Source organism: Faecalibacterium sp. Marseille-P9590 (assembly GCF_017377665.1).
In the GTDB taxonomy this organism is placed as follows: domain Bacteria; phylum Bacillota; class Clostridia; order Oscillospirales; family Ruminococcaceae; genus Faecalibacterium.
Map to the genome: position 1 here is coordinate 172,821 of NZ_JAFREF010000005.1, position 23,090 is coordinate 195,910.

Genomic DNA, 23,090 nt, shown 5'->3' on the forward strand with positions numbered 1-23,090 from the left:
ATATGTATGGAAAAATTCTGATCCGGTGCGATCTGGAAGTGCGCACCGGTATGCACATCGGCGGTTCCTCTGCCTTTTCTGCCATTGGTGCTGTGGACAGCCCGGTGGTGCGTGACCCCTATACCGGTTATCCCATCGTACCCGGCAGCAGTCTGAAAGGCAAACTGCGCACCCTGCTGGCCCGCAGCACCTGTCAGGATATTGAGAACATGCCTGCTTTCGACAAGGACGACGAGCGCATTCTGCGCCTGTTCGGTTCCTCGGAGCCGGTGCGCCGTTCCCGCCTGCAGTTTGCGGATGCCTTTTTGTCCAATGCAAAAGAGCTTTCCAATGTGGGTGTGACCGAGGTCAAGACCGAGAACGCAATTTCCCGTGCCAACTCTGTGGCCAATCCCCGCCAGATCGAACGTGTGATTGCCGGCGCAAAGTTCGGTGTCAGCATCGTTTACGATGTAACCGACCCGGCACAGGTCGAGGAAGATCTTTCTCTTCTGGCCAAAGGCATGAAGCTGCTGCAGATGGATTATCTGGGCGGCCATGGTTCCCGCGGCAGCGGCCGTGTCAGCCTGAAAAACTTTGCGCTGGAAGGCTATGGCGCGCAGGTGGATCTCAGCCACCTGAAATCCCTCTTTGATGAGGTGGATAGTTATGAACTATTTTCTGTTTAAGCTTCAGTTTGACACAGCTGTTCATTTCGGAGGAGCCGACTCTGCATTGTCACTTTATACCTCCGAAGAAACCCTGCGGGCAGATACCCTGTTTTCTGCCCTCTGCCATGAGGCCCTCGTCCAGCACGGAGAAGAATCCCTGGAACAGCTTTGTGCGCAGGTCCGGCAGGGAAAATTCCTGCTCAGCGATACAATGCCCTGGTATGGCGAAACGTTTTACCTGCCAAAGCCCATTGCCGCATCGGAATCCACTGAGGAAGTGGAAACCACCCTGCGTAAAAAGGTAAAAAAGCTAGCATGGATCCCTGTGTTGGAATTTGACCGCTACGCCAGAAGCCTGCATAAAGGTCATTTCACCCCTGACGAGCAACCGGAAAGTTTTGGCACCCACTATGAGCAGACCAAGGCAGCCGTTCCCATGCAGGGGGATACCATGCCGTATCAGGTTGGACTGTTCCGTTTTGCGCCGGACTGCGGACTGTATTTCATCTGCGGATTTACCGAAGATGGTCAGGATGAAGATCTGGAGTATTTGCTGGATTGGCTGGGCGCTACCGGCATCGGCGGTAAAGTCAGCTCTGGTTACGGAAAGTTCCATGTAGTGCAAAAGCTTTGTCTAAATACACCCTCTGACGCGCAGACCAAGTGGCTGCGCCGTGCACTTTCTGCCAACCGCGCACCCTATCTGCTGCTGACCACCAGCCTGCCGCAGGCAGATGAACTGGACAGCGCGCTGAAAGACGCCTCTTTCCAGCTCGTACGCCGCAGCGGATTTATGGCATCCGATCGTGTGGAAACTCCACTGAAGAAAAAAACGCAGTATGCCCTTTCGGCAGGTTCTGTCCTGCAAAATCGTTATCAGGGTGCTTTGTATGATGTTGGTTTGTCGGATGTGCATCCGGTATACCGCTATTCCAAGCCAATCTTTATGGGGGTGACATTATGATTCAGCAGGATCATCTGCAGATCTTTGACCTTACTCTGAATGTATGGGCACCTCTGTTTGTTGGCAACGGCAGCAGCTATACCAAAAAAGAGTACATGTACAACACCCGCAATGGCAAAGTCTCCTTTCTGGACGAGCAAAAATTTTTCAGCTTTCTAGTCGAGCACGATCTGGTGGACAAGTACGGACAGTTTATGCTTAGCGAGCAGTCCAATCTCTGGGCCTTTCTGACCAAAGACTGCGGCATTTCCGATGCAGAACTGAAAACGCTGACGCGCTATCAGATCGAGGTGGGAGATGCGCTGGATGCTGAGCACTCGCTGAAAGAGATCCATGCTTTCCAGCGTGATGCGCAGGGCCATGCCTACATTCCCGGCAGCAGCATCAAGGGTGCGCTGCGTACTGCATGGCTGCTGAGTGCGGTATTGGCTGACCGCAGCACCGGACACAGCCTTGCACAAAACCGCCGGGCCGCCTTTCCGGAAGATAAATATGTCAACCAGCTGCATCTGCGCACTCTGAAAGATGGAAGCATCGCTTCGGACGCCGTCAACAGCATTTTCCGTGGCATTCAGGTTTCCGACAGCCTCTCAATCTCGGACAACTGCATGATGCTGGCCGGAAAAACAGACTCCGCCACAGATGGCGGAACCCACAGCATCAACCTCTGCCGGGAATGCGCCGCACCGGGCACAGCCATCCGGTTCAAGCTGACCCTGGATCAGTCTGTGCTGAAGGGCCGCATTACAAAAGACTCTCTGCTGGAATCCATCCAACAGTTCGATGCATACTATCAGCAGACCTACGCTCGGCATTTTACCCTGCCGCGCGGTGCCGTCAACCTGCCGCAGCAGCCCTATCTGATCCTGGGCGGCGGCTCCGGGTTCTTTGCCAAGTCGCTAGCATATCCCTATCTGGGCGAAAAAGAAGGTTTGCGCTGGACAGCAGAGCAAATGGCGCAGATGTTCCGTAGACATAAGCATGAGCGTGATGCCGAAAATGGCATTTCCCCGCACACCATGAAATATGCTCGCTTTCGTGGTCGGCTTTATCCCTATGGACATTGCGGGGTGAGTATCTTATGATCCAGCAGATTCAACTGGTTTTATCTCCGCCCAATGATGTGCGGATTCCCCAGTCGTGGTCTTATCGTCTGTATGGCTGGCTGATGTCACAGATTTCTTCTGAATTTGGAGAGCAGATGCATCTGCAAGGGGAACACCCCATTGCGCATTTTCTATGTTTTTCGCCGGAAAAACAGTCTTTGATCTGGACGGTCAACCTGCTGAATGACGCTGCTCGACAGGTAGTTTTCCCCGTTTTGGAATCTGCAAAGGAAATCCCTCTGCATGAATTGACACTCCCGGTTTCAGAGGTCCGTACCTTTCCGGCAATCTCCGCTGAAGAGCTGATTCGTTCTGGGCGCTCCCGCAGCGAAACCCGTGCCAAAATTGCTTTTCTGTCGCCTTGCGCCTTTAAGCAGTCCGGCCGCTATACTATTTTCCCGCAGGAAACTCTGCTTTTGCAAAGTCTGATTTCGCATTGGAACGCTGCCTTTCCAGAATATGCCCTTATCGATTCTGATGCACTGCAGGCTTTACAGCAAGGGCTTCATATTGTGGATTATAATCTCCATACCACACGTTATCTGCTGAAAGAAACGCGCATTCCAGCCTTTCAAGGCAATGTGACCATCGAGGCACGCCTTGCGCCGCCGCTTCTGGAACTTTGGAACGCGTTGCTCTCTTTTGCATCCCATGGCGGAGTTGGCATCAAAACCACTCTTGGAATGGGAGGCGCTGCTACGGATTTTTATAAAAAAACACCCGTTATATAAGCCTCATTGCTATCGAGAGACTGTTGCACTGCATCAGTCTCTTTTTATTGTAGCATCATATAAATGGTTATCACGATCTCTATTATTTTTAATAAAAGCAATGCAGCTACAGTATATTTTCTGAGATCAAAAAACTTCTTTTTCAATCAGATGCGGTTTATTCTCGATCATTGAATATTCTTCTGACGGGCGCTATAATAAAAGAAAACGGCAAGGAAGTGCATCTATGCTCTACCCCGGACTGTACGAACAGGTCATCAACAACGCGCTGAACAGCGAGCTTGCGAAGATCCCGGAAGCCCGCAAGTCCACTGCGCCCATCGACACAGCGGAGGCTGCCAAGGTACTGGCGCAGTATCTGACCGACGTGGTGCAGAAGGGTCTTGAGAACGTGCAGGACAACGGCGGCGGCATCGAGGCGCAGATCCAGCTGGCAAATCAGATCGTGACCACCATCCAGAACACCACACAGGAAGCTGACTTTGCCGCGCTCGGTGTTGACCAGCGAGCAGAGCAGCTTCTTGCGCTTTTGCAGCAGAATGACCCGCGCCTTGCTACAGGAAAAAGCGCAAAGGACCTTGACCGCCCGGAGACCTCCATTGCGCAAAGCTCCCTGTTTACCGGCGCTATCCATGAGCCGCAGATGTACACGGAGCTGAAAAAGGAGATCGTTTCCGCCGACCGCATTGATATGCTGGTCTCCTTTATCAAGTGGAGCGGCTTGCGCCTCATCATGGACGAGCTGCGGCAGTTTGTGCAAAACGGCGGTGAGTTGCGCATCATCACCACCTCTTATATGGGCGCTACGGACGTAAAAGCCATCGAGGAGCTGCGCGCGCTGCCCAATACGAAGATCAAGGTCAGCTACGACACCAAACGTACCCGCCTGCACGCAAAGACCTATGTATTTTACCGGGACACCGGTTTTACTACGGCGTATGTAGGCTCCTCCAACCTGTCCAATGCGGCAATTTCCAGCGGTCTGGAATGGAACGTCAAGGTGACCCGAAAGGACCTGCCGGAGACCATCGAAAAGATCGCAGCCACCTTTGAAAGCTACTGGAACTCCAGCGAGTTTGAATATTACGATGAAGGGCAGCGGGAACGGCTGATCCGCGCCCTGAAAGCCGAAAAATACAGCGAGACCGACCACAGCGGGATCTATACCCTGGATATTTTGCCCTATTCCTACCAGCAGGAAATTCTGGACCGACTGGATGCCGAGCGCACCGTTCGGGGTTACAACCGCAACTTGGTAGTCGCCGCCACCGGCACCGGCAAAACTGTGATCTCCGCACTGGATTACAAGCGCTTCTGCAAACAGCATCCGGGGCAGCCCTGCCGTCTGCTGTTTGTGGCACACCGAGAGGAGATCCTGAAACAGAGCCTGTACACTTTCCGTGCCGTGTTGAAAGATGCCAATTTCGGCGAACTGTTGGTCGGCAATTACAAAGTGGACAGCATTGAACACCTGTTTATTTCCATCCAAACCTTCAACTCGCAGGATTTTACCGCCAAGACCGGGGCTGATTTCTACGATTATATCGTGGTGGACGAATTCCACCATGCCGCCGCGCCCACCTATCAGAAGCTGTTGGAGTATTATCAGCCACAGATTTTGTTGGGCCTGACTGCCACACCGGAGCGTATGGACGGCAAGAGCATTCTGGATTATTTCGGTGGGCGCGTTGCCGCCGAGATTCGCCTGCCGGAAGCCATTGACCGGAAACTGCTGTGCCCGTTCCAATATTTCGGCGTGACCGATACGGCCGACCTGAGCAGTCTGAAATGGCGCACCGGCGGTTATGATAAGGCCGAACTGTCCAACCTGTACACCTTCAGCGGCATGGTAGCACAGCGCCGCGCTGACCTTGTGGTGAATTCTATCCTGAAATATGTCACCGATATTGACGAGGTAAAGGGGCTTGGCTTCTGCGTTTCCATCGAGCACGCCCGGTTCATGGCGGACTATTTTAACACCCACGGCATCCCGTCCATAGCGCTGACCGGCGATTCTTCCGATGAGGAGCGCAACACCGCCAAACAGCGGCTCATTTCCGGGGGGATTCGTTTCATTTTTGTGGTGGACATTTACAACGAAGGCGTGGACATCCCGGAAGTCAACACCGTGCTGTTCCTGCGCCCCACCGAGTCGCTGACCGTGTTTTTGCAGCAGCTGGGCCGCGGCCTGCGTCTGGCTGAAAACAAGGAATGCCTGACCGTGCTGGACTTCATCGGGCAAGCAAACAAGAAGTACAATTTCGAGGAAAAGTTTACGGCCCTGCTCTCCAACACCACCCACAGCGTCAGCCGAGAGATTAAAGAGGGTTTTGTCTCTGCGCCCAAGGGCTGTTATATCCAGCTGGAAAAGATCGCCGCAAAATATGTGCTGGACAATATCAGCGCCTCCTATGACCGCACCTCCGGGCTTGTGGCGCGGGCAACTGCCTTTACCGAGGATACCGGTCTACCCCTGACACTCAGGAACTTCCTCGACTACTATCATCTTGACCCGCGTGCAATTTACAGCAAAAAGGTCTGCTTCAACCGGCTGTGCGTCCGCGCAGGGGCGGCATCCGATTTTGCAGAACCTTTGGAAGAGACCATGACCAAAGCCCTTGCACGCTTTGCAGTCGTGGATTCCCGCAGGTGGATCCGTTTTTTGCTGGAGCTTCTGCCAAAGTTGGACAACACCGACTTTGCGGCTCTATCGCCAGTAGAGAAGCGGATGCTGCAGATGTTCTATGTGACCCTCTGGGGCAAAACTGCAGAAAGCTGGGAGGATGAAGAAGTTCTCGATAACCTGTATGCTCTCTCGGACAGTCCCGTTTTGCTGGGGGAGCTGCAGGCACTTTTGCAGTATCAATATGACCGCATCGATTTTATTGACGAGCCGGTGGAGGTGGGCTTTGATTGTCCGCTGGATTTGCACTGTACTTATACCCGTGACCAGCTGCTGGTGGCGCTGGACTTTTTGAAGCCTGCCACTGTCCGCGAGGGCGTGAAGTGGCTGCCGGAAAAGCAGCTGGACGTGTTCTTTGTGACCCTGAACAAAGCGGACAAGGATTACTCCCCCACCACCATGTACAAGGATTATTCCATCAACGAGAGCCTGTTCCACTGGCAGAGCCAGAGCACCACCGCCGAAAACTCTGCCACCGGGCAGCGCTACATCCATCACCGGGCAAAGGGAAGCCGGGTGTTGCTGTTCGTGCGCGAGTTCAAGGCAGAGGCCCGTTTTGGCGGTGCAGGAGCGTATACCTATCTGGGCACGGTGAACTATGTGAAGCATGAGGGCTCCCGCCCCATGAACATCACATGGAAGCTGGACCGCCCGATTCCTGCAAAGTTCCTCAAAAAGACCAACAAATTGATCGTGGGGTAACATACTATGGACGATATGCTGGCTCGCACCATAATTGAAACTCTTGCAAAAGGTATTAATCCTTTAACCGGTTGGATTCTGTCTGAAAATGATAGTTGTGCTCAGGAAGAAATTCAAGAAGCATTAAAAATCGTATTGGAACATTGCTCCATTGAATCTACCGCTGAATATCTGAAGTCTCTTCCTCGAAACAAAAAGGCAGAGCGTTATTCTCGCGCTGGAACAGCATGGTCGCAAAAAGAAGAACGTGAATTACTGCGGCTCCACCAGCAGGGGAACAGCGTCAAACGAATTTCTTTGATTCTAAAACGTTCTACAGGAGCAATCGAATCCAAATTGAGAAAACTGGGTTGTCCGCTCTATTATGAAAAATAATTCAGGAGATTTTCATGAAAATGATTCGCGTTGTTGCAGCCGTGATCTGCGACGATATTCAGACGAAACATAAAATTTATGCCACTGCCCGCGGCTACGGCGAGTACAAGGGCGGATGGGAGTTCCCGGGCGGCAAAATCGAGCCGGGTGAAACCCCGCAGCAGGCACTGAAACGAGAGATCCGGGAAGAACTGGATACCGAGATTGCGGTAGGCAACCTTATCGACACCATTGAATACGATTATCCCGCCTTCCATCTTTCCATGGACTGTTTCTGGTGCGAAGTAGTTTCCGGCGAACTGGTGCTGAAAGAAGCTGAGGCTGCACGCTGGCTGACTAAAGAGGAGCTTGATTCTGTTCCGTGGCTTCCGGCGGACCGGATTCTTCTAGCGCAAATACGTCCTGCATTATAATTTTTTATGATAAATCCCTCTCTTTAGCTTTCTCAAATTTCCATTTTTCACCCAGATATAATAATCATGATTCAAAGCCTCTGAGTCGAAAGACTCAGGGGCTTTTTTATGTCTGGAGGTGAGCACTTTGTTATTCCGCACCATCACTATCATTATTACCATCGTATTTTAAAGCGCAGCTGCGCAGAAAGGAGACAGCCTTATGAACTTTTGGTCCGAAATCGTCAAAGAAGTTGGCACCATCTTGGTGGAAGTCCTCGTCCGCATCGCTGAAGAAATGGAAAACAGCGATTGAACAAAATACATTGAAAAGGAGATTTTATGTCGTTCCCCCTTTAAACGCCCAATATGAGGAAGTACAACCCGATTTGCATTCTTTGGAGCGTTATGACTTCTCAAAAATGCCAGATCTTCCCTGGTACCCTTAATCGCCCTTTAAGAGTCCTATATCTCAAAAAGATATGCTTATTATGAAAAGCCGCCTGTGCTTTCCATCATTTTACGAAAGGAGAGAAACATTATGGTTAATAAGCCGCAGGATTTTCTTACACTAACAGGTGCCGCACGTCGTGCACGGAGCGAAGGTTATGATATAACACACCACAGTCTCCGCAACCTCGTAGCCGCCGGTTACATAAGCCACGTACCGAACGGATCACGTATCTACATCTTTTACCCGAATTTGGTACATTTTATCCAGAAGGGGCTCACGGCTGAACAGAGCCTGGATTACCAGCTCTCCCGCACCCGTAACTGATCTAACCGTTCGCCCTCAGTATCCTCCGATGCTGAGGGCATTTTTTGAAGCAGGAGGTTCAAATCTATGTTCTGTGAAAATTGCGGTCATCAAATCTCAGATACCGCTAAATTCTGCTCTGCCTGCGGTCATCCCGTTGGCACAGCGCCATCCCCCGGTGCAGTAGCTCCACCTGCCGTTCCAGCCAAACGAGAATCGCCCCGGCTGAAAGCCTCGTCTGGCAATGGCAGCATCACGAAAATGTCCGGGACGCGCCGGAAACCATAGCTGCTCCGAATGCCGATCCCTGATCCTCACACCGGAATTACAGTCATGAAGGTTGTTGGCACCTACGTCACCCGTGAAGAAGCAGAAGCTGTCCGCGTCGAAATGATGAAGCGTCCGGCCACACCCTATCAGGACTCCACCCTTCAGGACCGCTTCCGGATGTTCAAAGAGTCCCGTGAATATAAGGGCCGGTCCGATAAGGCTCGCGAGCTCTATGACATTGCGTGGAAATATCTCCGTCCGCTGTGGCACTTCAAACTTGCCGCCCTCTATGCGCAAGACTTCCAAAACATCCTTGATAAGATGGACGATAACGGACTGTCTCAAAGTATGTTGGAAAAAGAGCGTACTCTTATCAGTAAGCTGTATCGCACAGCCATTGGCTGGCGTGTCGTGGATGCCAACCTTGCATCTGTCCTGAAAGTCGAAGGGCGCAAATCTCCGGAACGCGAGATTTTCACGGACGAACAGGTGACGCTGATCCTGAGCCAAAAGAACACGCCCACCGGGCAGATGGTAATTGCTCTTCTGGCCTGCGGAGTGCGTATCTATGAGCTGTTGCACTTCAAACACGAAGATTTTCATCGCACGGAATCCGGTGCTTATCTGATCGGCGGCTGCAAGACCGAAGCCGGACGCAACCGCATCATTCCCATTCTCGACTTTGGCATCCCGGTTTTTGAACATGCGTATGCCACCTCTGTGGAAAACGGTCCGCTCTTTCCCAATGGAAAAGGCGATTTCTGGAACGAAAAGAACTGGCGTAACCGCAAGTTCTATCCTTTCCTGGAGGAAATTGTCATCCAGCCGAATCCTTACGACGAAAATGGTAAGCGCAAGCCGGAGTTTACCGGGAAGCTCGCCACCTATACGCCCTACACCACCCGCCATACCTACGCCAGCCTTTGTGACCGCGCAGGCGTCAACAAGGATATCCTGAAACGCGCTGTCGGGCACACGCCCAAATCCCCAACGCTGGATGAAGTCTATCTCCATCCGAAAGCGACCCAGATGATCGAAGCCTTTGATAAGGCCAATCAGCTGGTCAATGATGAAGTTCTGACTCTGCCAGAAGAATAACCCCTACATACCAGAAAAACCGTCAACGCATGAGAGAAATCTCTCACGTTTGACGGTTTTCTTTTTTACCCTAAAAGTACTCTTGCTCTGCGCTGTACCTCTTTTTCGATCATCTTCAAGCGATTTGGCGGCAGATTATAACGTGTCGCTCTGCGGTCAAAATGGAAATCCAGCAGCTTATGGAACATTGCACGGTGACGAGGTTTCATTGCGCTCTTTGCAGCTGCAAAGAAATCATCGTATGCAAGCGGAAGCAGTGTGCGGACATATTCATCAAATGCTTTCTGGTTGTCCCAAAGATCCGTTCCGCCCAGACTGAACAGCGAGTTTCCGTGGTCAAACAGCGGTGCGGGTGCCGCAATCGTGTTGGTCTTATTATCCACCAACACACCAAAATTTCCATAGTGGCGGTCTGTATTGCAGATGATTGCATCAAAAACCAGCATATCTTCCAGCGCGTCCACAAAGTTCTGACCGAACGTCTGATAATACGCAAAAATCGCTTTTATTCCACCTTTGGACACAAGCTGTCCGATGGGAATATAAGAATACTCTTTGCTGGTGAACAGCTCACACTTGGAACAAAGCGTCTTTTTCAGATCTTTTGTCAAGGTGTATCGAATCGCATTCACGCCCATCACCTGCGCCACTTGATAAGCGTACAATTCCGAGAACGGCTCAAACCCCAGATTGCTGAACCCTGACGTGCCACCTTTATAAAGATAGATTTTTCCGTTTTGCCTGCGCCAGCATTTTGGCAGCATCCCGTTGGTCGAGAACTCCGGGCAGGACGCAAGCGAAGTTCGTATGCTGCTGCCATATCCTGTAAAGGCAATTGCTGCCAGCACCTGACTGAATCGGTTATCGTAAAGATTTACTTTTTCAAAGGTGTCACCAGAACCCTCTGCATCTACCCAAAAGCAGTCATTGAGTGAAAGTCCCTTGCAGACGGTGATAATTCCCAGCGGACGATTCAAAGAAAGCCCCACCTTAGAGAGCAGAGCATCTACATACGCTCGGTTCTTCGGAATTGTGCGATGCCGCAGCCAGCGTTCTACACCATCTTCTGATACAGTCAGGTTCAAAGGTAAAAAGGAACGGTTTTCTTCGTAGACTTTTATAATATGGAGGTCAGTATCTGCACTGTCCATGTTTGCTTCAAAGGTAAGCAGCGGCAAATCAAAATGCCTAATGGTGTAGCGCACAGCGATTTCTCCTTTCATCCATGATCTTTTCCTTTATTATACGGCATCAGAATCCGAATGAAAAGCATCCTCGTCATTCTGCACAAAATTCGAGGATAAAATTTTATGCCAAAAAATCCGCAAAAATCGGGTTTACGGAGTCATTTTGCCGATCCTCCCCGAATTTTGCTACAGATCTGCTACAAACTTGCTACAAACGACTGAAAAGGGGGCCTCCTACACGTTTCATTATCAATATGCAAAAGTGAATCCGTTTCACTTTTGCATATCAAAAATCACGCAGGTACAAGAAAAAGCCGCTTACCTTTTCAGGTAAACGGCCTTACGTTTGGTGGAGAATTAGGGACTCGAACCCCAGACCCCCTGCGTGTGATGCAGGTGCTCTAACCAGCTGAGCTAATCCTCCAAATCGGAACACGCTTATTATATCACTGCGCGAGGCCAAATGCAAGCCCAAATTTTCGTTTTTCGAAAAAAGTTTGAGCCGGCAGCGCTTTCCGGTTGCTCTCCGGGGGCAAATGGTGTATACTGGGGTTGGAATTCTTTCGAAAGAGAGGTCTTTTTTATGATAACTGCACGCGGTATCATCACCTTGCTGGTGCTGGCTGTCCTGTTTGCACTGGCGGTGGTGTGGATCTCCCGGCAGGGCGGCTGGAAAGGCGAGGGCTGCGGAGGCAACTGCTCTTCCTGCCACCAGCATTGCGACACCCCCGAGAAGAAACACTGAGCACACGAATGCCCCCTGACCGTCCGGTCAGGGGGCATTTTTGCGTCACAGCTCACCGTAGTGGGCGGCAAAGACCGCGATAGTGCTCAACAGGTCATCGTGGGCCTTCTGATAAGTGCTGTAACTGATGTTCAGTTTATCCATCACCTCTTCCCGCCTCCGCCTTTCCATGTAGCGCAGCTGCAGGATGCTGCCCCGCAGGCCCGGGTCTGCCTCGCGGTAATACTCCTCGGCCAGCTGGATGGCCCGCTTCCAGCCCCAGTTGCAGGGGCCGTAGACCCAGTTTTTCTGCCCGTAGCGGCTGAGGGCCTCTTTCGTCTTCTGGCGCTGTTCCTGTGTCATGGCTTCCATCACCTTTTTCCCTCAGCCCGCCGGGCCAAAAAAGCAGCGGTCGCGCTGCTCGACGGTCATCCCCAGCATCTTCGAGAGTTTTTCGGCCTCACTCACCTTGAATTCACTCTCATTTTCCAGCTTGCAGCGGAGGGTGTTGTTGGTGATGCCCAGAACATGGGCCACATGGCCCAGTTTCATGCCCTGGCTGCGGATGCAGTCGCGGATCATCATGGTATCGGTCATAGGCGTTTCTCCTTTCAGTTTTGCGTTCAACGCGTTCCATACAATCATTGGTTGTATTATATCTTTCAGTTGATTATTTGTCAACATTGTTTGCAAAATAATCCCTAAAAAGTTGATTTATAGTAAATTTTTTGCTATACTGTCCTCAGAACACCGAAAATCGTGCAAACCGCAGAGAAAGCGAGGCCCTATATGTCCGATACCGATCTATCCAGCCGCATCCGGCAGCGCCGGGAGCAGTTGGGCCTGTCGCAGGAAGAGCTGGCCGCCCGGATGGGCTACCGCTCCAAATCCTCCATCACCAAGCTGGAAAAGGGCATCAACGACCTGCCCCGGGCCAAGCTCGAGGAACTGGCCGCCGCTCTGGACACCACACCCGCGTGGCTCATGGGCCTCGTGGACCTGCCCTGCCCTCCGCCGGGTTTCGAGCCTCTGCCTGAGATGGTGCGGGTGCCTCTCGTAGGCTCCATCGCCTGCGGCACCCCCATCACTGCTGAGCAGAACATCGAGTGCTACATCGGCGTCCCCGCCGCGTGGCACGCCGACTTCGCCCTCACCTGCCATGGCAACAGCATGGCCCCCACCATCTGTGACGGCGACATTGTCTGCATCCGCCGCCAGCCCGAGGTGGAGCAGGGCGAGATCGCCGCTGTCCGCATCGGCGAGGAAGCCACCCTCAAGCACTTCCACCGCCAGGGCGAGACCGTCATGCTGCTGGCCGACAACACCGCCGTCTGCCCGCCCATGGTATTCGCAGGCCCCCAGCTGGAAGAAATTCAAATCGAGGGCCGTGCCGTGGGCTTCTGCCGTGGCTTATAATAAGGAGGAGTCCCCATGTCTGCACCCGAAGAAATGACCCTCAAGGTCATCGCCCATATCCGCACCGCCTTCCCCACCAAGTTCGGCATCCCGCGCCAGAGCGGGCTGGTGGACAGCCTGCGGGGCGAGGTCATTTTTACCCCCGAATACCGCAATGCCGACGCCGTGCGCGGCCTCGAAGATTTCAGCCACATCTGGCTGGTGTGGCAGTTTTCCGGCGCGGTGCGGGACAACTGGTCCCCCACCGTCCGGCCGCCCCGCCTCGGCGGCAACACCCGGATGGGCGTATTTGCCACCCGCTCGCCCTTCCGGCCCAATCCGCTGGGACTGTCCAGCGTCCAGCTGGAAGCCATCGAGCACCGGCCTGACGTCGGCCCCGTCCTCATCGTGCGGGGCGCCGACCTGATGGACGGCACCCCCATCTACGACATCAAGCCCTACATCCCCTACGCCGACTGCCACCCGGACGCCGCCGCAGGCTTCACAGCACAGACCCAGTTCCACCACCTGACCATGGTCTGCGACGCCGGCCTCTGGGCCAGAGTGCCTGCCGTCCAGCAGGCTGCTCTGCAGGGTGTGCTGGAAAACGACCCCCGCCCCTCCTACCAGCACGACCCGGAGCGGGTCTACGGCATGGAGTTTGGCGGGCTGGAAGTCCACTTCAAAGTGGACGGCGAGGTCCTGACCGTCACCGGCATCGACTGCCGCTGACGCCGGAGGGACAGTTATGGAACTCCGAAATATCAACACCTTCCTTCATATCGCCGAGCTGCACAGCTTTTCCAGCGCTGCGCGGGAGCTGGGCTACTCTCAGTCGGCGGTATCGGCCCAGATCTCCCAGCTGGAAACAGAGCTGGGTACGCCTCTCTTTGACCGGGTGGGCAAGACCGTCCGCCTCACCGACGCGGGCCAGACTTTCCAGAGCTATGCCCGCACTCTTCTCATCACGGCCCAGCAGGCCAAGGCCGCGCTGGTGCCTGCCCGGGCCGTCAGCGGCACCCTGCGGGTGGCACTGGCCGATTCCGTATGCAGCACCTTCCTGCCCGACCTGCTGCAGCAGTTCCACGCCCTCTGCCCACAGGTGGAGCTGGTGCTCCGCACCGCCACCGCCGACGAGATGCTGCGGCTGCTGAGCGCGAACCAGATCGACCTGGCCTACACCCTCGACCAGCCTCTGCTCCTGCCCAGCCTGACGCTGGCCGTCAATGTTCCGGAGCCGGTCTGCTTTGTGGCCCCCGCCGGGCATCCGCTGGCCGACAAGGCCGAAGTGCCGCTGGATGTTCTGGCTCAACAGGAATTTCTTCTCACAGAGCGGGGCATGAGCTACCGTGACGCCCTCGACCAGCGCCTCGCCGCCCGCGGGCTGTCTATCCATCCCTACATCGAGCTGGGCAGCGCCTCGCTGCTCTGCCAGATGGTGGAGCGCGGGATGGGGTTCTCCTTCCTGCCCGAGTACATCGTCCGTCCTGCCCTCTCCGCCGGGCGTATCGCCCGCCTCAATGTCCCCGACTGCACTGTCACCATGCACCGGCAGCTGTTCTATCACAAGGACAAATGGCTCACGCCCCAGATGAAAGCCTTTATTGAGCTGGTAAATCAATAAGCAAAAGCCCCGCACCACATCGAACGATGCAGTGCGGGGCTTCCTCTTTGTATTTTCGGTTCAGCTCAGCCGGTTCATCCGGACCGCCACATAGGGGTCCGGAAGCTTGAGTTCCTCGGCCAGGTCCTCTTCAGTGTCGTACTTGTCTGCCGCAAGGCCCACGAAAACGCTGCAGCTGTCGAAGCGTCCATCTGGCGAGAGCGCCGTTATCTTTGCCTCGCCGTCGGCGACGGCAGTCACGACACCAGAAGCGTCCACAGTAGCGACGCCGGGATTACTGCTGACCCATGTGATGGGTACATTCACGCCGTCTTCCACAGCGACAGACGCTGTGAGTGCCTCTTTGCTGCCCACCGTGCGGAGCAGCAGGTCGCGCTTATTCAGAGTCACCTTGCCGACATCGCTGTTGACGGTAACGGCGCAGCGCAGCGCCTGACCGTTGGTGGCCAGCGCCGTGACGGTGGTGGTACCGGGCTTCTGGGCCGTGACAAGCCCCTCCGGATCCACCGTTGCCACCTCGGGGTTGCTGCTCATCCACTGGTAGGCATAGACAAAGGAGCCGCTCGTGTTGATGAGCTGCAGTTTCTGGCTGGGGTGGGCGTTGTTGTACTGGATAACGAGGTTGAGGGTGGTGTGGTCGAGGGCAGGCTTTTTGCTGGCCGCATTGCCGCTCTCCTTGCGGACAGTCACCTTGCAGGCAGCGCACTCGCCCCGGTCAGTGATGGCGGTGATCGTCGCCTCACCGGCGCTGCGGCCGGTGACACGGCCATCGCCGTCCACGGAAGCCACGGTGGGGTTGCTGCTCATCCAGACGATGAAGTAGTAGTCGCTCTGCCCGCCGGTGTAAAGATAGGCTTTGGGGCGGGGGTCGTCTGCCGTGATCTCCAGCTCCATCTCGTTCACTTCCAGCTCAAAGTTCGCCGATGCTCCCAGCAATGCGGGGGCCGCCTGTGCAGCAGGAGCTGCCAGAAGCAGCCCGCTCAGCACAACCGCCGCTGCCAGCCGTGTGATCTTATTCATAGGGTAGCACTTCCCTCCTTTGGATAAGGTTTATCGCAATGTGCTCTGCACAAGATCCCTCTCACTATTAGTTTATTGTACACGCACCCAAAAGAAGGGTCAAGTTCTTCGCCAGAAGTGTCACAATTTCGCGCACCTTTTCGTGAAAGGCACTAAAACACCCCCGCCAAATTTATACAAATCGTGCAGACTGTATTTCACCAGACAGCAAAAGAGCCGCCGCACTTTATACAGGTGCGGCGGCTCTCATCGGACGGAATATCTGAAAAAACTCAGTAATTTTTGGCCTTCAGCTCAAAGTAGCTCTGGGGATGTGCGCAGACCGGGCACTTGAGGGGAGCAGACTTGCCGATATGGGTGTAGCCGCAGTTCCGGCAGACCCACACCTGCTGTTCCTCACGGGCAAAGACCTTGCCCTCCTTGAGATTGGCGGCAAGGGCGCGGTAGCGTGCCTCGTGCTCCTTTTCGATCTGGCCCACCATCGTGAAGAGAGCGGCCAGCTGGGTGAAGCCCTCCTCCTTGGCCTCAGCTGCCATGCGGGGGTACATATCAGTCCACTCTTCGTTCTCGCCGCTGGCTGCCATCTCGAGGCAGGTCAGGGTGTCGGGGATGGAGCCGCCGCAGAGGGCCTTGAACCACAGCTTGGCGTGTTCCTTCTCGTTGCCGGCGGTCTCTTCGAAGATAGCGGCCAGCTGCTCGTAGCCTTCCTTCTTTGCGACGCTTGCAAAGTAGGTGTACTTGTTGCGGGCCATGCTCTCGCCTGCAAAAGCTTCCATCAGGTTCTTCTCGGTCTTGGTTCCCTTGAGTTCCATAATCTGTTCTCCTCTCAGATAGTCTGACACTGCCAGTATGGGCTGTGTCCGGTTTGGTTTATTCTACGCACAGCCCGCTTTGTTCGGTACCGGGTGTGCGATAGGTCTTCCTTGTCTCTGAGGGTATTATACCAGAATTTCGGGTAGAAATCAAGAATAGTTCCTATTTATTTTGAGAATATTTCTTATTTATTTTTTCAACTATGCTGCTTGAGTGCGCACACGGCGATGCTGAGAGCGCTCCATGCCGCCTGATACATCAGCACCGCAGCCACGCTCAGCATCCCCACGCTGCCCGCATAGGTCAGCAGGACGGCGATGGCCACCGAGAACCACACCGACACCAGCTGCACCGTGGTAGCGGTCGTCTCGGCGTTCTGGGCCTGCTCTGCGGCCCGCAGACCGCCGGTCAGGCTGGCAAAGCCGTTGGTGCAAAGGATGCAGCAGCCTTCAGAGCCGGTGTCTTCGGCGGTGGCAGCGCCCAGTGCGGCACACTGCTCCTGGTCCAGCAGGACGACCATGCCCTCGGGCAGATGGTAGGCGTCGGTGATGTGTCGTGCGGTCAGGGTGGGGTCCTGGCAGGACACCAGCAGCTGGATATTCTCTTTTTGCAGCTGTTCCAGACCGCGGGCGGCGTTCCGTCCGCCCACATAGTGGAGCACGAACATGGCATGCAGACTGCCGGACACGGCCAGATAGAGGATCTGCAGCTCGCCGTTCTTGGAATGCTTGGCCTCATATTCCTCGTCGGGCATGGGAACTTCTTCTTTTTCCATGTACGCACGGGTGCCGATGAGGATGCGGTTGTTGTCGCACCATGCAGAGAAGCCGAGGCCGCGATGGACTTCCAGGTCCTTGACCGGGTAGAGGATGTCGGTGCGGTCCTCGATAATCTGGCGGAACAGGCCGCTCAGGGTGTTGCAGCACTTGCTCAGGACGCTGGCCGAATAGAGGATGGCCCGGTCGATGCGTCCGCCCTTGAAGATGCGGATGTCCTCGAGCATGGCGCTGTCCGGGGTGAACAGCTCATCGGCGTCAGCCTGAACGGTATCCACACCGCCCAGTTCCTCGATAGCCGCCCAGCCGGGGATCACCGCACCCGAGGCAGCGGCAGTCTGCTGCAGCCGCAGGGATGCAAAACCTGCGATAAGGGTGGAGGACAGAGGCGAACCCATGCAGAGCACAGCGGTCAGCGCCGCAGCGCCGCCGTTGAGGCCGCCGCCAAAGACGCAGAAGACCAGACCGGCCAACACAGCCGCACCCAGCAGGATGTAATTCGTCTTACGGGCGCGGCGCTCACAGGCGCGGGGGCCGAAGCCCTGCTCCACCATCGCGTCGTCCCACTCAGCGGGTCGGCTGAGCAGTACCCAGGGGTCTTTTTCGTCCATGTCCTTGGAGAGGATGCGGATAAGGTCTTTGTCCTTGGCGCGGAACGCACCGCGATGCTCCGGACCGGCCTGCGCCAGTTTGAAGCCGCCCTGGACCGAGGCCAGAAGGACACGGTCGCCCAGCAGTGCAAGGAACAGCCCCAGCGCCGCAATGCCGGACAGAAGGGTGAAGCTGGACGCCTGATAGTTCTGCGCGTTCAGCAGGGCCACAGCGGCCTGCAAAAGCGCAGCGCAGGCTGCCATCGCGGGCATGGTCTCCATGCTGGGGCGTTCGCCCCGCAGCCCCTTCAGGCCGTCCCTCACGACGGGCCAGCCCACAGCCAGCGCCAGCGCCAGGAAGAGCAGATTGGCGGCATAGAAGGCCGCCGGGGCAGTTACGGGGTCAAGGCCGCCCAACGGGCCGACAAGGCCCTCCGCGGCGAGGCCGAAGTGAAGCAGCACCAGTGCAAGGATGCCGCCCAGCGCACAGCGCAATGTAAGGGCCGCGCCCATCTGGTGCAGCCGTTCCCCCACCTGTTCCGGCGTCTCGGGCGTTTTTTCCTCTTCGACAGGCGCTTCCTCGACGGGTGCAGCCTCCGGAGCAGCCGGTGCAGTACCGGCCTCTTCGGCCGGCTGTGCAGGCGCTTCCTCCTTCGGCGGCTCCACCGGAGCCACCTCGTCGCCGTCGTTCAGGAACATGAGCGGCAGGCTCATGCTGTCGTCATTGTCCGGCGGCGTCGCGCGGGCCGGGGCGGCGGGCGCTTTCTCGTCGTCTCCCTTGCCGAAGAACTGCATCGCCGGGGCCGCATGGGGCTTCGACGCCTTATCTTCTGCAAACACCATCGCGGGCATCGGCACGGCAGGCTTCTCCGGCGCTGCATCCGGCTCTTTTTCTGCGTCCGGTTTCGCTGCAATGACCGGGACTGCCGGGGTGCTCTTTTCCGGTTTTGCGGGCTTCACCGGCTGGGGAGGCTCTTCCTCCTGCGGCGGAAGCTTTGCACCAAACAGCATGGCTTTGAGCGCCTGCATCTCCCGGTCCTCGTACTGCTCCTGCGGGGTGCGCGGCTCGTACTGGACCGCCTTTTTCCGGGATGCAGCCTGCTTTTCTGCCGGCTTTTTCTCCGGCTTGGGAGCAGGCGGCTCCGGCGCTTTGACGGGTTCTGCGGGCTTTTGGGGCTTCTCCGGCTCAGGCTGGGGGGCGCTGACCGGCTCGGCTGGCTTCGGCTGCTCGGGCTTCGGCTCTGCAACTTTCTCTTCCAGCGTCAGGACCAACTCCAGGTCGGAGGGTTCCTCCGGCTCTTCGCCGCCCAACTGTATCTCGCCGGTACGACTCTCTTCGGGTGTGCCGCTTTCCTGCTGTTCGGCCTTTTCACGGCGGAACAGCCGGCCCAGCAGGCTCTTGGACTTTTCTTCATTCTCATCGTCCCTCCGGGTCATCTCCTCCGGGACCTGGGCTACACTGGTGGTAAAAAAGGTGCGGAATTTTTCTTCGCGGGCGTCGAGCTCTTCCTGCGTCATTTCCTTCCGCTCGTCATCCTTTGGCATCCTGATCTTCCCTCCCTTGTTTCGTTCGGCACGGGCCAGCTCAGCCCTGTGCGGCGCGCTGGCTCTGGATCTCATACAGGATGATGCCTGCGGCCACCGAGACATTGAAGCTGTCCACACCGGTACCCTGTGCGGTCATATCGAGGCTCACAACACCGTCGCAGAGCTTCTTGACCAGCTGCGACACACCGCTGCCCTCGCTGCCCAGCACCAGCGCAATGGGGCCGGTGAGGTTGTTCTTGCGCAGGGACACGCCGTCCATGTCGGCGCAGTAGACGAAAACACCCTGCTCCTTGAGGCGGCGGATGGTCTCGCCGATGTTGGCCACACGGGCCACGGGCAGACGCTCAGCCGCACCGGCGCTGGACTTGATGACGGTGGGGGTCACGGATGCGCCGCCCCGCTTGGGGATGACGATGCCGTGAGCGCCGCACAGCAGAGCCGAGCGCATAACAGCGCCCAGATTGTGGGGGTCTTCGATGCCGTCGCTCAGCACGAGGAAGGGCGGTTCGCCCTTCTCTTTGGCAGCGGCCAGCAGGTCCTCCACCGTTGCGTATTCGATCTCACTGGCAAAGGCAGCCACGCCCTGATGGCTTTCGGTGCCAGTCATGAGGCGCAGCTTGTTGGGGTGTACCCGCTTGACGGTGGCACCGGCTTCCTTCGCCATTGCGGTATAGTAAGCGGCCACAGCCGGGGCCATGCCCTCGGCCAGCAGCACCGTATCCACGCCGGAGCCGCTCTTCAGCAGCTCTGTGACCGGGTTCTTGCCGTAGACGAGGCTCTCGTTCCGGGGCTGGTCGTCAGCCTTTTCGCGGCGGGGACGGCGGGGCATATTGCGTTCTTCCATGAAGTTCTCCTTCCGTTTCTATCGCAGGACGCCAAAGCCCTTCCGGCCCGGCGTCATCGTATCGCTTCAAACGAGTTTTCAGGGCCGCAGCGCTGTAAAGCTGCATTTTGCGGCAGGCACTGACGCATTTCAGACGTACAGCGCTTATAACTCATCTTGAAGTATAACATAAGCGGCAGGGGTTTGCCATAGAATTGCGCTTTTTCTTCCCGTGAAATTTCTGTGCCGCCCGCCCGGGCAGCGCCTCATGGGAGAAGTGTTGCCTTTTGCGCGCCGGTTATCCGTCTTTTTGCCTGTGGTAAAAGTTTTCCACATTCAGACTGCTTTACCATCCGTATACCCGCCCTGTTTTTTCCACAAGTTGAAAACCCTGTGGAGAAAGTTCAAAACTCAAGTGTTCAAGCCTGTTTTCCGGGTGGAATTCCACACTTTCCACAAGGTTTTCCACAATCTTATCTCGACAGGCTCAGAGCCCTGCATACATTTTGTAATTTTCAAGTCAGAATTATGACAAAATTTTGAAGCAGAGCGGCACTTGTTTTGCCTTTTTATCCAACATCATTTTGACGAATGTGGATCCCTGTTGAAAATCGTCTGCTTTGGTGCCTCCGCCGCCGGTCTGGCCGGATGTTGTCGAAGCCTGTATAAAATGTTGCATCCCACTTATTTCTCTGTCTTTCGAGCACACTGCTGGCCAAGAAAGCTTCGGTTTGGTTATAAAAACTCTCCAGTGGATTGATTTTACCCGCTGTTTGGGGTATACTTAGGGTGCAACTTCGTTAAACCATGCACAAAGCGGTGTGTGGGTACGAACAGACCCCGATAATTTTTGGAGGTAATAATAATGTTGGTAAATGCAACCGAAATGCTCATCAAAGCTCGTGACGGCCACTACGGTGTGCCTCAGTTCAACATCAACAACCTGGAGTGGACCAAGGCTGTTCTGACCGCCTGCGAGGAGATGAAGAGTCCTGTCATCCTGGGTGTCTCCGAGGGTGCCGGCAAGTACATGACCGGCTTCAAGACCGTCGCTGCTATGGTCGATGCAATGGTCGATTCCATGGGCATCACCGTCCCGGTCGCTCTGCATCTGGATCACGGCACCTACGAGGGCTGCAAGGCCTGCGTTGAGGCCGGTTTCTCCTCCATCATGTTCGACGGCAGTCACTACTCCATCGAGGAGAATGTGGAGAAGACCAAGGAGCTGGTCGCTCTGGCACACTCTAAGGGCATGAGCATCGAGGCTGAGGTCGGCTCCATCGGCGGTGTCGAGGACGGCGTCGTGGGTAATGGCGAGATCGCTGACCCTGCAGAGTGCGCAAAGATCACTGATCTGGGCATCGACTTCCTGGCCGCCGGCATCGGCAACATCCACGGCGTCTACCCCGCCAACTGGAAGGGTCTGGACTTCGAGGCTCTGGACCGCATCCACAAGGCTACCAATAACATTCCTCTGGTCCTGCACGGCGGCACCGGCATCCCTGACGACATGATCGCAAAGGCCATCAGCCTGGGCGTCTCCAAGATCAACATCAACACCGAGTGCCAGCTGGTCTTCGCTGAGGCTACCCGCAAGTATATCGAGGCTGGCAAGGATCAGCAGGGCAAGGGCTTCGACCCCCGCAAGCTGCTGGCTCCCGGCTCTCAGGCCATCATCGACAAGTGCAAGGAAAAGATCGAGCTGTTCGGCTGCGCCGGCAAGGGCTAAGCCAGCGCTACCCTTCTGAACAATACTCCACCTGATAGAAAGAGCGACCCCGCTGTGTTGAGCTCAGCACAGCGGGGTCGCTTTTGTTTTATCTTTTTATTGAGGGGCCTCTGCTATGCATCGCACCGAAATACTCTCCGGCTCCTGCATCGTCTCTGCTTCTTTTACTGCTTTCTGAAAGAGCGGAAGCATCTTCGCCATCTCAAAGCCATTCTCTGTTTTTGCATACTCCGGTGCCATCGTGATGCGGTACTCCGCCTTTGCCTTGCTCCACTGTCGGACCAAAAAGTGTTCCGGGATCACATCCAGCCATTTCCCTGTCTCTCCAAACTGGGAAACCGCGTCGATCTGGAGCCGGAACAGATTTTTGGCAAAATATGCGCTCCATTCCATTTCTTTCTGAGCCACTTCATGCAGGTCCTGCACCGTCTCATCCGCCCGGCAGAACGTCACAAACCCTGCCTGCGCCATCCTCTCTCTGGCTTCCAGCAAAGAGAGAACGCTGCCCGTTTCATCGACCAGATAGCCGTTGGTCGTGGGGTCGAGCATACACCATTTTCCCAGAGTCCTGTCAAAAATCTCTGTCACGACATGACAGTCGCTGTCAAAGGGCGAATAGGGCAGCATTCTCACTCTCCGGGCGTAGATTCCCAGTGCCAGACAGCATTCCTCCAGTATCTTGGATTTGTTCAGACAATTGATCCCATGCTCCGGCTGCTCCAGACTGTATTCCAGCAGCGCCAGCCCATTGCACGGAACGCTGTTATCGTACCACGCACTGTGTGTCAGTTTCGGGGCAAGATACTTCAACAGCCGCACACTGTGCTCCAGCTCTGTCCCGTTTCCGGCAATTTCATTGAGATGATATTTTTCTTTCAGCTCTGCATACTCCGGGCAGTCAAAACGATATTCTACCTGTGCCTGCTTTCCGAGTTGAAAGCTCTGGTTATTGCAGAGTATCCCCCGATAAATATCATAAAGTGTTTTATTTTCCTCATTTCCCATCATGCGCTTCTCCTTTCTGATTTTATCCATTATAACAATTTCAGACAGTAATCACAATCCGCAGACACAACAAAAAACGCTCCAAGATTTCTCTTAGAGCGTTTTGATCAAGTCGGCGGCTACCTATT

Annotated in this window: 21 protein-coding genes and 1 tRNA gene; 13 read left to right on the forward strand and 9 right to left on the reverse strand. The window is 55.4% G+C overall.

Annotation, left to right across the window (positions count from 1 at the left end; all coding sequences use genetic code 11):
• Positions 1-2 precede the first annotated feature (2 nt).
• The 8 genes from csm3 to J3349_RS08255 all read left to right on the forward strand — a co-directional run bounded on the left by csm3 (position 3) and on the right by J3349_RS08255 (position 9,728).
• Positions 3-668 (forward strand): type III-A CRISPR-associated RAMP protein Csm3, encoded by a 666-nt coding sequence (csm3, locus tag J3349_RS08215; RefSeq protein ID WP_158395142.1) that lies wholly within the window; start codon positions 3-5, stop codon positions 666-668.
• Positions 649-1,614: a type III-A CRISPR-associated RAMP protein Csm4 gene (gene csm4 / locus J3349_RS08220; protein WP_207677069.1), complete on the forward strand. Its 966-nt coding sequence runs from the start codon at positions 649-651 to the stop codon at positions 1,612-1,614. The genes csm3 and csm4 overlap by 20 nt, the downstream gene beginning before the upstream one ends.
• On the forward strand, positions 1,611-2,699 hold the full coding sequence (gene csm5, locus J3349_RS08225; protein ID WP_207677070.1) for a type III-A CRISPR-associated RAMP protein Csm5: 1,089 nt from the start codon (positions 1,611-1,613) through the stop codon (positions 2,697-2,699). The genes csm4 and csm5 overlap by 4 nt, the downstream gene beginning before the upstream one ends.
• Positions 2,696-3,451, forward strand: a complete 756-nt coding sequence (gene cas6 / locus J3349_RS08230) for a CRISPR system precrRNA processing endoribonuclease RAMP protein Cas6 (RefSeq protein WP_207677071.1) — start codon at positions 2,696-2,698, stop codon at positions 3,449-3,451. Before csm5 ends, cas6 begins: the two co-directional genes overlap by 4 nt.
• 226 nt (positions 3,452-3,677) lie before the next feature.
• On the forward strand, positions 3,678-6,836 hold the full coding sequence (locus J3349_RS08235; RefSeq protein WP_207677072.1) for a DEAD/DEAH box helicase: 3,159 nt from the start codon (positions 3,678-3,680) through the stop codon (positions 6,834-6,836).
• Positions 6,837-6,842: 6 nt separating this feature from the next.
• A complete protein-coding gene (locus tag J3349_RS08240; protein WP_147323237.1) occupies positions 6,843-7,211 on the forward strand; it encodes a hypothetical protein in 369 nt (122 codons plus the stop codon).
• 14 nt (positions 7,212-7,225) lie between these two features.
• Complete coding sequence (locus tag J3349_RS08245) at positions 7,226-7,624, forward strand: (deoxy)nucleoside triphosphate pyrophosphohydrolase (protein WP_158395147.1); 399 nt, start codon at positions 7,226-7,228, stop codon at positions 7,622-7,624.
• A 1,033-nt stretch (positions 7,625-8,657) separates the two neighbouring features.
• Positions 8,658-9,728: a tyrosine-type recombinase/integrase gene (locus J3349_RS08255; RefSeq protein ID WP_242699577.1), complete on the forward strand. Its 1,071-nt coding sequence runs from the start codon at positions 8,658-8,660 to the stop codon at positions 9,726-9,728.
• 65 nt (positions 9,729-9,793) lie between these two features.
• On the opposite strand, the gene J3349_RS08260 is transcribed toward J3349_RS08255, so the two are convergent.
• Both J3349_RS08260 and J3349_RS08265 read right to left on the reverse strand, forming a co-directional pair.
• Positions 9,794-10,951: an XRE family transcriptional regulator gene (locus tag J3349_RS08260; protein WP_207677073.1), complete on the reverse strand. Its 1,158-nt coding sequence runs from the start codon at positions 10,949-10,951 to the stop codon at positions 9,794-9,796.
• 311 nt (positions 10,952-11,262) lie between these two features.
• Positions 11,263-11,339 (reverse strand) — tRNA-Val (locus J3349_RS08265).
• A 159-nt stretch (positions 11,340-11,498) separates the two neighbouring features.
• On the opposite strand from J3349_RS08265, the gene J3349_RS08270 reads away from it, so the two are divergent.
• Positions 11,499-11,660: a FeoB-associated Cys-rich membrane protein gene (locus tag J3349_RS08270; protein ID WP_158395153.1), complete on the forward strand. Its 162-nt coding sequence runs from the start codon at positions 11,499-11,501 to the stop codon at positions 11,658-11,660.
• Positions 11,661-11,705: 45 nt separating this feature from the next.
• On the opposite strand, the gene J3349_RS08275 is transcribed toward J3349_RS08270, so the two are convergent.
• Together J3349_RS08275 and J3349_RS08280 are read right to left on the reverse strand one after the other, a co-directional pair.
• The gene (locus J3349_RS08275) at positions 11,706-12,011 is read right to left on the reverse strand and encodes a SqdX protein (protein WP_149794461.1); all 306 of its coding nucleotides are present in this window, start codon (positions 12,009-12,011) and stop codon (positions 11,706-11,708) included.
• A 12-nt stretch (positions 12,012-12,023) separates the two neighbouring features.
• On the reverse strand, positions 12,024-12,236 hold the full coding sequence (locus J3349_RS08280) for a helix-turn-helix transcriptional regulator (RefSeq protein ID WP_015565492.1): 213 nt from the start codon (positions 12,234-12,236) through the stop codon (positions 12,024-12,026).
• A gap of 192 nt (positions 12,237-12,428) precedes the next feature.
• Between J3349_RS08280 and J3349_RS08285 the strand changes: the two genes are divergently transcribed.
• Genes J3349_RS08285 through J3349_RS08295 form a run of 3 tightly spaced genes read left to right on the forward strand, consistent with a single transcriptional unit; the run spans position 12,429 to position 14,658 of the window.
• Complete coding sequence (locus tag J3349_RS08285; protein WP_207677074.1) at positions 12,429-13,055, forward strand: XRE family transcriptional regulator; 627 nt, start codon at positions 12,429-12,431, stop codon at positions 13,053-13,055.
• Positions 13,056-13,070: 15 nt separating this feature from the next.
• On the forward strand, positions 13,071-13,766 hold the full coding sequence (gene tsaA, locus J3349_RS08290) for a tRNA (N6-threonylcarbamoyladenosine(37)-N6)-methyltransferase TrmO (RefSeq protein WP_207677075.1): 696 nt from the start codon (positions 13,071-13,073) through the stop codon (positions 13,764-13,766).
• Positions 13,767-13,782: 16 nt separating this feature from the next.
• Positions 13,783-14,658, forward strand: a complete 876-nt coding sequence (locus tag J3349_RS08295) for a LysR family transcriptional regulator (protein WP_207677076.1) — start codon at positions 13,783-13,785, stop codon at positions 14,656-14,658.
• A gap of 60 nt (positions 14,659-14,718) precedes the next feature.
• On the opposite strand, the gene J3349_RS08300 is transcribed toward J3349_RS08295, so the two are convergent.
• From J3349_RS08300 to rlmB, 4 genes are all read right to left on the reverse strand, one after another.
• Complete coding sequence (locus tag J3349_RS08300) at positions 14,719-15,678, reverse strand: Ig-like domain-containing protein (RefSeq protein WP_207677077.1); 960 nt, start codon at positions 15,676-15,678, stop codon at positions 14,719-14,721.
• 272 nt (positions 15,679-15,950) lie between these two features.
• Positions 15,951-16,490 (reverse strand): rubrerythrin, encoded by a 540-nt coding sequence (gene rbr, locus J3349_RS08305; protein ID WP_158389217.1) that lies wholly within the window; start codon positions 16,488-16,490, stop codon positions 15,951-15,953.
• Positions 16,491-16,687: 197 nt separating this feature from the next.
• Complete coding sequence (locus J3349_RS08310) at positions 16,688-19,402, reverse strand: cell envelope biogenesis protein OmpA (RefSeq protein ID WP_207677078.1); 2,715 nt, start codon at positions 19,400-19,402, stop codon at positions 16,688-16,690.
• 40 nt (positions 19,403-19,442) lie between these two features.
• Positions 19,443-20,249 (reverse strand): 23S rRNA (guanosine(2251)-2'-O)-methyltransferase RlmB, encoded by an 807-nt coding sequence (gene rlmB / locus J3349_RS08315; RefSeq protein ID WP_149794467.1) that lies wholly within the window; start codon positions 20,247-20,249, stop codon positions 19,443-19,445.
• Positions 20,250-21,093: 844 nt separating this feature from the next.
• On the opposite strand from rlmB, the gene fba reads away from it, so the two are divergent.
• The gene (fba, locus tag J3349_RS08320) at positions 21,094-21,957 is read left to right on the forward strand and encodes a class II fructose-1,6-bisphosphate aldolase (protein WP_158402841.1); all 864 of its coding nucleotides are present in this window, start codon (positions 21,094-21,096) and stop codon (positions 21,955-21,957) included.
• A gap of 96 nt (positions 21,958-22,053) precedes the next feature.
• Here fba and J3349_RS08325 read toward each other — a convergent pair whose 3' ends face one another.
• Entirely contained in the window at positions 22,054-22,965 is a 912-nt protein-coding gene (locus J3349_RS08325) for a hypothetical protein (RefSeq protein ID WP_207677079.1), read from the reverse strand.
• Between the last annotated feature and the right edge of the window lie 125 nt (positions 22,966-23,090).

Bases quoted from the DNA above. Each gene is read 5' to 3' on its own strand.
- csm3 (WP_158395142.1), top strand. From the start codon at position 3: ATGTATGGAAAAATTCTGATCCGGTGCGATCTGGAAGTGCGCACCGGT.
- csm4 (WP_207677069.1), top strand. From the start codon at position 649: ATGAACTATTTTCTGTTTAAGCTTCAGTTTGACACAGCTGTTCATTTC.
- csm5 (WP_207677070.1), top strand. From the start codon at position 1,611: ATGATTCAGCAGGATCATCTGCAGATCTTTGACCTTACTCTGAATGTA.
- cas6 (WP_207677071.1), top strand. From the start codon at position 2,696: ATGATCCAGCAGATTCAACTGGTTTTATCTCCGCCCAATGATGTGCGG.
- J3349_RS08235 (WP_207677072.1), top strand. From the start codon at position 3,678: ATGCTCTACCCCGGACTGTACGAACAGGTCATCAACAACGCGCTGAAC.
- J3349_RS08240 (WP_147323237.1), top strand. From the start codon at position 6,843: ATGGACGATATGCTGGCTCGCACCATAATTGAAACTCTTGCAAAAGGT.
- J3349_RS08245 (WP_158395147.1), top strand. From the start codon at position 7,226: ATGAAAATGATTCGCGTTGTTGCAGCCGTGATCTGCGACGATATTCAG.
- J3349_RS08255 (WP_242699577.1), top strand. From the start codon at position 8,658: ATGCCGATCCCTGATCCTCACACCGGAATTACAGTCATGAAGGTTGTT.
- J3349_RS08260 (WP_207677073.1), bottom strand. From the start codon at position 10,951: ATGAAAGGAGAAATCGCTGTGCGCTACACCATTAGGCATTTTGATTTG.
- J3349_RS08270 (WP_158395153.1), top strand. From the start codon at position 11,499: ATGATAACTGCACGCGGTATCATCACCTTGCTGGTGCTGGCTGTCCTG.
- J3349_RS08275 (WP_149794461.1), bottom strand. From the start codon at position 12,011: ATGGAAGCCATGACACAGGAACAGCGCCAGAAGACGAAAGAGGCCCTC.
- J3349_RS08280 (WP_015565492.1), bottom strand. From the start codon at position 12,236: ATGACCGATACCATGATGATCCGCGACTGCATCCGCAGCCAGGGCATG.
- J3349_RS08285 (WP_207677074.1), top strand. From the start codon at position 12,429: ATGTCCGATACCGATCTATCCAGCCGCATCCGGCAGCGCCGGGAGCAG.
- tsaA (WP_207677075.1), top strand. From the start codon at position 13,071: ATGTCTGCACCCGAAGAAATGACCCTCAAGGTCATCGCCCATATCCGC.
- J3349_RS08295 (WP_207677076.1), top strand. From the start codon at position 13,783: ATGGAACTCCGAAATATCAACACCTTCCTTCATATCGCCGAGCTGCAC.
- J3349_RS08300 (WP_207677077.1), bottom strand. From the start codon at position 15,678: ATGAATAAGATCACACGGCTGGCAGCGGCGGTTGTGCTGAGCGGGCTG.
- rbr (WP_158389217.1), bottom strand. From the start codon at position 16,490: ATGGAACTCAAGGGAACCAAGACCGAGAAGAACCTGATGGAAGCTTTT.
- J3349_RS08310 (WP_207677078.1), bottom strand. From the start codon at position 19,402: ATGCCAAAGGATGACGAGCGGAAGGAAATGACGCAGGAAGAGCTCGAC.
- rlmB (WP_149794467.1), bottom strand. From the start codon at position 20,249: ATGGAAGAACGCAATATGCCCCGCCGTCCCCGCCGCGAAAAGGCTGAC.
- fba (WP_158402841.1), top strand. From the start codon at position 21,094: ATGTTGGTAAATGCAACCGAAATGCTCATCAAAGCTCGTGACGGCCAC.
- J3349_RS08325 (WP_207677079.1), bottom strand. From the start codon at position 22,965: ATGATGGGAAATGAGGAAAATAAAACACTTTATGATATTTATCGGGGG.